Origin of the sequence: Leptospira adleri, assembly GCF_002811985.1 — a bacterium.
Taxonomy (GTDB): Bacteria; Spirochaetota; Leptospiria; order Leptospirales; family Leptospiraceae; genus Leptospira; species Leptospira adleri.
Genome location: NZ_NPDU01000120.1, coordinates 1 through 6,303 on the forward strand (window position 1 = coordinate 1; position 6,303 = coordinate 6,303).

Consider the following 6,303-nt stretch of genomic DNA (forward strand, 5'->3'; position numbering starts at 1 on the left):
GGAACTAAAAAGTATGTTGACATGGAGAAATTAAAAGAGTTAAAAACTTTAAAGCTCATGGCTTGATCGTGTGAGGAGAGCTCTTCTCAAGTTCTCATTTGTGCGAAACTTTAAGGACACTATCTCTTAATAAGAAATCGAAGCACACAACTCCCGCGGACAAAACTAAATCCGAAACCCGAAAAAAGAAAATCCAACTCGAAGAAATCACGGATCGAAACGATGCGCCTTCGGAAAAAGAATCTTTTTACGCGAAAATGTTCGCGCGCTTTTACGATCGTTTTATGGATCGGACCGAAAAAACGATTCTCTTTCGAAAAAGAAAACATCTCATACAACCCTTAACGGGAAAGGTCCTTGAGATAGGAAGCGGAACGGGAATCAACTTTCCGATTTATTCTTCCAAGGCCGACGTCATTGCGATCGAACCTTCCACTTCGATGATGGAAAAGGCAAAGGAAAGAATGCGATCCGTACAGAACACGACCGCTCATAAGGAAAACGCAAAGATTCGAATGGAAGTTCTCGGATTGGGAGATCCCGAATTGGAATCTTTGATTCCGGAAAAAAGTATGGACGCCGTCGTTTTCACTCTCGTTCTTTGTACCGTTCCCGATCCGGTCTACGCGATTCGATTTGCGAAGTCGAGATTGAAACGAGGCGGAAAAATTCTGATCTTAGAACACGTAAAAGCAAGTTCTAAGGCGGGACAACTTTTACAGAATTTTCTCAATCCGTTTTGGAATCGTTTTGCACAAGGATGCAATCTCAACAGAGATCCCTCGTCCATCTTAAAGGCCGAAGGATTCCAACCTCTGGAAGAATATCGTTTTAAAAAAACCTTACCCTTTTATCAGGCGATTTACGCGCTCGAATGAATCGTTTTTCCTTACTTTCTTTTCGATCTCTTGGACTTTGATTTTTTTCTTACCGGAAACGGAATTCTTAAAAACGATCCGTTCGATTTTTTCACGATATCAATCAATCGAAAGAGGACTTCTTGGTCAAAGCCGTTGATCCAATAGAGGTTTTCAAAATTCATCGTAAAATGATAGGTGTCGTCCGTTTCTAAATTTTCGATCGGTAAAAGATATGCAAAGAATGGAAAGTAATCTACGAATGAATTCCAATCGTCGATTATGACTTTTTCTTTTTTTAACAATTCTAAAACTGATTCGATAATTCTCCAATCCGGAATTCGCAAAGCCCCCTTAGAAATGTGATACGAATTGCTCCGGTACTCGTTGACGACGACCCAAAAACCGATTACGATCGAGGCAAAAACGACTAACTTGATCAAACTGATCGAAAGATCGTTTGTAATTCCGAAATTCTTATAAAACAAAAGAAAACTTTCCGACAAAAGAATCACTCCGATCTTTACGATTTTCTTTTTATAGGTGGTGCGAAATTTTTCTTTTTCGGAAACAAGACCCAAAGATTCCAATAGATCGAAAGGAATCCGCAATCCTTTATCTCCAAAGGAAGAAGTGGACAATAGAATTCCACGATTGACACTTTCGTTTTTTGCGAAAAGAATCGTAACCAATCCCACAAAGAAGGAAATCACAAGCAGAGCAAATAGTACAAGATCGTAATCCGAACTGAATTCCATTCTTATATTCCTTTAATTCTCCCTTTTGAGTTCAACAACCCCCGGACGGCTTTTTGCAAAGAATCGGAACTCGCAAAATTTTTTATCGTATCGGAATCTCCCCTTCTGCAATGACCTCATAACGTGCAAAACAGACAAAGGGCATCAACGGTAAAACGCAGATCGGAAATTTCATTTCGATTTCCACGTTTTTAAGGACGGGATTTGCGGTTTCGGCCTCTTTTAGATAAGAATTCAATCCGACCGGAAAAAGTCCCCCGAATCCGATCCTATATTTCCCGAGTTGAATCTGTTTCGACTTTGCGAACGAAATCTCAACCGCACGATTCGGCTTTTCTAAAATAACGTAACTTATCTTTTTTGGAGTCTGCGAACAACCAAATAGAATCAGCAAACAAAACGAATTTAAAAAGAATCGAAAAGTCCCTTTCATCTTCCGTTCTCCGGCAAAAAATTTCCGCTGTTCACGGCAAAACCTTTGATGAGGACGCAGTGCATCGGAGCGAAGGGCCCCGTAGTATGCGTCACTTCCGCGTCCAGAATCGTATCGTATTTTGTATTTAGGATCGTATTCTCAAACGCTTTTGCGAGACTATAGTAGAATCCGCAATCCTTTCCTTCGCGGATTTCTCCCGTAAAATTTCGAACGTCCTCGGGAATTTTCTTTCCTTCTAAGTTTCCATAGGACAAAAGATAAACCTTCTGCGTTGTCGAGCAAAAGGATAAGAATAAAATACAAGCGGCGATCAAAGCCGAAAAATTCGTTCGTACCAAAGTGAAAGTCCCCTTCATTGATAAATTAAGTATTTTGAATGTATTTTTTTCTTTTTTAAAAGACAAACCCATTCCGAAAAAACCGTAGAAGAGTCCGATATTATTTTTTTATCCCTACGATACCTTCATTCGGTTTTTTCAGCTTCAATTTATATTGGAAGATAACCTGAAATGAAGTTTAGAATCGATTATAAAAGGAGGAATAATCTCCGAGTAGAATTTTCGGAAGAATCGATTCAGTTTGTAAGTTCGATAGTCGACATAAGTCTTTCAAAGTGAAACCGTCTATTATCCGGTTCGGCATTGAATTTCAGATCCCGATTTTCCGAAACTAGTTGTATGAAATTCGTTTTGGGAATGGGAATCGCCTTATTACTCTGGATCCCCGTTTCTATTTCCGCCGATCTTGCGAGCAACGGCGCCACTCACTTAGTCCGCGTCGAAAAGGGACTCAAGGTGAACGAATTTCTCATCAAAGCGATGAACAGTTCGATTTCGAACATCGGTTCCGAAGCGGACAAGGCTCTTTACAAAAGAATCATACAACATCACGTAGAAACCAACCAACTCTACTTTCAATTCGATTTGGAAAGATCCTATGTGGAACTCAAACGGACCCAAGACCTACTCGTGATTCTCTATTCCAACGTCATTGAATCGAGCAAGAAAACGATCCGAAACGAACTCACCTCCCTCGGTTATCAGGCCGTTCGCGGAACGGAAGCAAGACCTAAAAAACATATAGAGCTCGGTTATCGGGAACTCGCAGCGGCGGAACAAAAAAAATTGATCGCAGATAACACAAGACCTTATCTCCAGCCGATCAAATTGGAACTACTTTACGAATCCCTAAAACTTCTCAAACAATCCAGAAAATACGTGATTCTTCTTTCGATGGAATACCTTTCCGATTTTCCTCCCGATCCGGAAAGCGAAGACTTTATCGGGATCCTCAACGAGATCAACAGAGCCATGTTTTCCCGAAAGGACGAGTTTGCAAGAATCCACTTCGACAATCATTTTCACGCGTATTCGGGTGAAAATCTCTACGATACTTATTGGCAAGATCCCGCTCTCGAAGAATTGGAAAAACCTCTCGGAGAAATCGACGCGGCTTATCTTCGAGACCGTAGAAAAGCAAAACGCTGATTCTCGGCCGCGCGAGGGATCGATGCGGTATCAACAAATTGCTTTTCCGTTAAGAATTCCTTTCAAGATCCGTTTCAATTTGTTGATAAGAGCGGAGAGCCCGGCGGGCGTTTTGGAAAAAAATTCCTCACTTCAAAAGCTCCCGGCCCGCGCGCCCAAACCGATTTTTTCCGTTTCTCATTTTAGAAATTCAGGTGACAGGGAATTCTTGTCTAGATACAACCTATCCTTGTGTTAGAACTGAGTTGTCCGAACTGCGGCGCGCCCGTACCCTTTCAAAGCAAGGCTTCGATCTACGGAGTCTGTCCGAATTGTAAAACTCTAACCGTTCAAAAGAATCAATCCCTGGAAAGTCTCGGTAAAGCCGGCGAACTCGTCCCGGATCTTTCTCCGATTCAAGTAGGAACTTCGGGTAAAACGAAGGACGGAATTCAGTTTCAAGTCGTAGGAAGAATTCAACAGCAGTACAGCCTCGGAACCTGGAACGAATGGCACGCGATCTCCAAAGAAGGTAAATCGATGTGGCTCGCCGAAGCCCAGGGTCAGTTTATGGTGACGGAACTTCGACCGACGGCAAAGGCTGAAGTTTTTCCGGAACACGATCCGATTCAGAATCTAGAAACTCCTCCGGACGTTTATTTTATCACGTCCAAAACTTCCAAACAGCTCCTGAGAGCCGGAGATACGCTCAAACTCGATAATGACCTCTGGATGATCCGAGAAATCGGCGTCGCGACCTGCGTCGGCGGGGAGGGAGAACTTCCCGTCGGTTTCGAATCCGGTACAACTTCCGTTCTTTTGGATCTCGCCAACGATCAAGGCTGGTTTGCTACATTAGACTATTCTCATACACCTCCGCTTTATTTCCGGGGAAAGGTTTACAGCTTCGATCAGATCGATTTTATCAATATCCGGGATCCGAAAGCGTTTCAAGGTTTTCAAAAAGTGGAGGAAGCCAAGGCGATCCAATGTCTCGGTTGCGGCGCTTCTTTGAGCCAGAGAAGTCCCGATTTCTCCAAATCCATCGCCTGCGAATACTGCGGAACCGTAATGGATACGAGCAAAGACGAACTCAAAATTCTTTCCAAGTTTCAGGAAGTCGTCAAAGATAGAATCTTTCTTCTCCCCGGAACCAAACTTTCCCTCAAAGGAAAAGAATGCGAAGTCCTCGGCGTCGTCAAAAAATCGGTCCACGCTGACGGACAAATTTTTCCTTGGACGGAATATCTTCTTCATTTCACCGGCGGCTATTATTGGTTAAACGAAACAAACGGTCACTGGACCGTCTTCGAACCGGTTCCTTTTATTCCGAGAACGATCATCGGAACCTATCCTCCCAAAAAGACGTTTCAAAAAGAAGAATATAGACTTTTCAACTCTTCGAACGCGGGCATCGACTTTGCGTTCGGCGAATTCTACTATAAAATTCACGCGGGGGATACGGCGGAGCTAGCCGACTTTATCGCTCCTCCAAAAATGCTTTCTTCCGAAAAAACGCCGAACGAACTCTTCTGGTCGATCGGAGAATACGTTCCGGTCGAAGAACTTAGAAAATCCGTTCAAGGCGAGGTGGAACTTCCCGAGCCGGAAGGAATCGGCGCCGCACAACCAAACCCGTTTACTAAATTAAGAAAACGGAATGTTCGAATCGCGGCTTGGCTTTCGGCGATTATGCTCGTCGTTCAAATCGGATTCTGTTTGAGTTCTCAAGATAAGGAAATTTTCTCGAAGGATTATCAATACGTTCGGGATCAGATTCCTGGCGGGACCACGGATCTTTCCTTCGTAACTGAAAGTTTTCAATTTGAAGGAAACGCAAGACAAAACGTTCAGATCAAAGTGAACGTTCCCAATCTTTCCAATCACTACATCTACTACTATCTTGCGCTCATCAACACGCAAACGGACATCGCTTACGATACCGGCCTTGAAGTCAGCTACTACGAAGGCATAGACGACGGAGAACGATGGACAGAAGGAGATACCTCCGCCGATGTGATCATCGGAGAAGTTCCTCCCGGAGAATACTATCTTCGGATTGAATCCGAATCGGACTTTCCGAGGGGAAGCGGAACGGTCGCCCACTTCAGTATCCGAAGAGACGTGGATCAGTCGTATTACTATCTTCTTTTCTTATTGGGAATTTGGCTCCCGGTTCCTTATTCCATGTTCCGCAGCTTTTCTTTCGAAGCCTCGAGAAACGAAAACAGCGACTTTGCACCGGACAATAGCTCGGACGATTCGGACGACGACGATTCCTATTCTTCCAGCGACGATTGAAAAGAGAATCGAAGAACATGAAAGAAGAATCGCCGATCGATCCGCAATTGTATAACGCCGAAGGACAAACATTATGAAATACCTAAAACCTCTTCTGTATCCGCTCTACGCTTTAGGACTCACGGGATATTTGACTTATACGAATATGTTCGGAGGCGGTTCGAGCAACGTGGACGAGATCGAAAACGTTCCCAAGACCGTAAGGGAAAATCCCGGAGTTTATAGGGCGCATTATACAAACTTCATGCGATATTCCGGAGGAAAGTAAGACCGTTTGCAAACCGCCCTTTATATTTCCGTTCTCATCATTTCTTCCTGCGGCCTCGTCTACGAACTCTTAGCCGGAACCATCGCATCCTATCTTCTCGGAGAGACCGTTACACAGTTTTCATTGATCATCGGGACTTATCTCTTTTCGATGGGAGTGGGTTCTTGGCTTTCCAAATACGTGGAAAAGGATTTGATTCCTAAGTTTTTGGAGATAG

General features: G+C 43.6%; 7 protein-coding genes and 1 pseudogene. 5 read left to right on the top strand and 3 right to left on the bottom strand.

The genetic code is table 11. From position 1 onward, the window contains the following. Positions 1–284: 284 nt before the first annotated feature. Positions 285–878, top strand: a complete 594-nt coding sequence (locus CH376_RS23200; RefSeq protein WP_165783656.1) for a class I SAM-dependent methyltransferase — start codon at positions 285–287, stop codon at positions 876–878. 11 nt (positions 879–889) lie between these two features. On the opposite strand, the gene CH376_RS23205 is transcribed toward CH376_RS23200, so the two are convergent. From CH376_RS23205 to CH376_RS23215, 3 genes are all read right to left on the bottom strand, one after another. Further along, a complete protein-coding gene (locus CH376_RS23205; RefSeq protein WP_100786741.1) occupies positions 890–1,615 on the bottom strand; it encodes a hypothetical protein in 726 nt (241 codons plus the stop codon). 82 nt (positions 1,616–1,697) lie between these two features. Next, positions 1,698–2,048: an LIC10260 family lipoprotein gene (locus CH376_RS23210; protein ID WP_100786742.1), complete on the bottom strand. Its 351-nt coding sequence runs from the start codon at positions 2,046–2,048 to the stop codon at positions 1,698–1,700. After that, positions 2,045–2,389 (bottom strand): hypothetical protein, encoded by a 345-nt coding sequence (locus CH376_RS23215; protein WP_243394778.1) that lies wholly within the window; start codon positions 2,387–2,389, stop codon positions 2,045–2,047. Before CH376_RS23215 ends, CH376_RS23210 begins: the two co-directional genes overlap by 4 nt. Before the next feature lie 339 nt (positions 2,390–2,728). Between CH376_RS23215 and CH376_RS23220 the strand changes: the two genes are divergently transcribed. The 4 genes and pseudogenes from CH376_RS23220 to CH376_RS23240 form a co-directional block, all read left to right on the top strand. Then, the gene (locus CH376_RS23220; protein WP_100786743.1) at positions 2,729–3,538 is read left to right on the top strand and encodes an adhesin OmpL37 family surface protein; all 810 of its coding nucleotides are present in this window, start codon (positions 2,729–2,731) and stop codon (positions 3,536–3,538) included. A gap of 231 nt (positions 3,539–3,769) precedes the next feature. After that, complete coding sequence (locus CH376_RS23230) at positions 3,770–5,818, top strand: DUF4178 domain-containing protein (protein WP_100786745.1); 2,049 nt, start codon at positions 3,770–3,772, stop codon at positions 5,816–5,818. A gap of 73 nt (positions 5,819–5,891) precedes the next feature. After that, positions 5,892–6,086, top strand: a complete 195-nt coding sequence (locus CH376_RS23235; protein ID WP_069608610.1) for a DUF4806 domain-containing protein — start codon at positions 5,892–5,894, stop codon at positions 6,084–6,086. Between the two features lie 6 nt (positions 6,087–6,092). Further along, positions 6,093–6,303, top strand: a pseudogene (locus tag CH376_RS23240) (polyamine aminopropyltransferase); the annotation flags it as partial.

Excerpts from the sequence above, each read along its gene's own strand:
- CH376_RS23200 (WP_165783656.1), top strand. The coding sequence starts at position 285 with ATGGATCGGACCGAAAAAACGATTCTCTTTCGAAAAAGAAAACATCTC.
- CH376_RS23235 (WP_069608610.1), top strand. The coding sequence starts at position 5,892 with ATGAAATACCTAAAACCTCTTCTGTATCCGCTCTACGCTTTAGGACTC.
- CH376_RS23220 (WP_100786743.1), top strand. The coding sequence starts at position 2,729 with ATGAAATTCGTTTTGGGAATGGGAATCGCCTTATTACTCTGGATCCCC.
- CH376_RS23205 (WP_100786741.1), bottom strand. The coding sequence starts at position 1,615 with ATGGAATTCAGTTCGGATTACGATCTTGTACTATTTGCTCTGCTTGTG.
- CH376_RS23210 (WP_100786742.1), bottom strand. The coding sequence starts at position 2,048 with ATGAAAGGGACTTTTCGATTCTTTTTAAATTCGTTTTGTTTGCTGATT.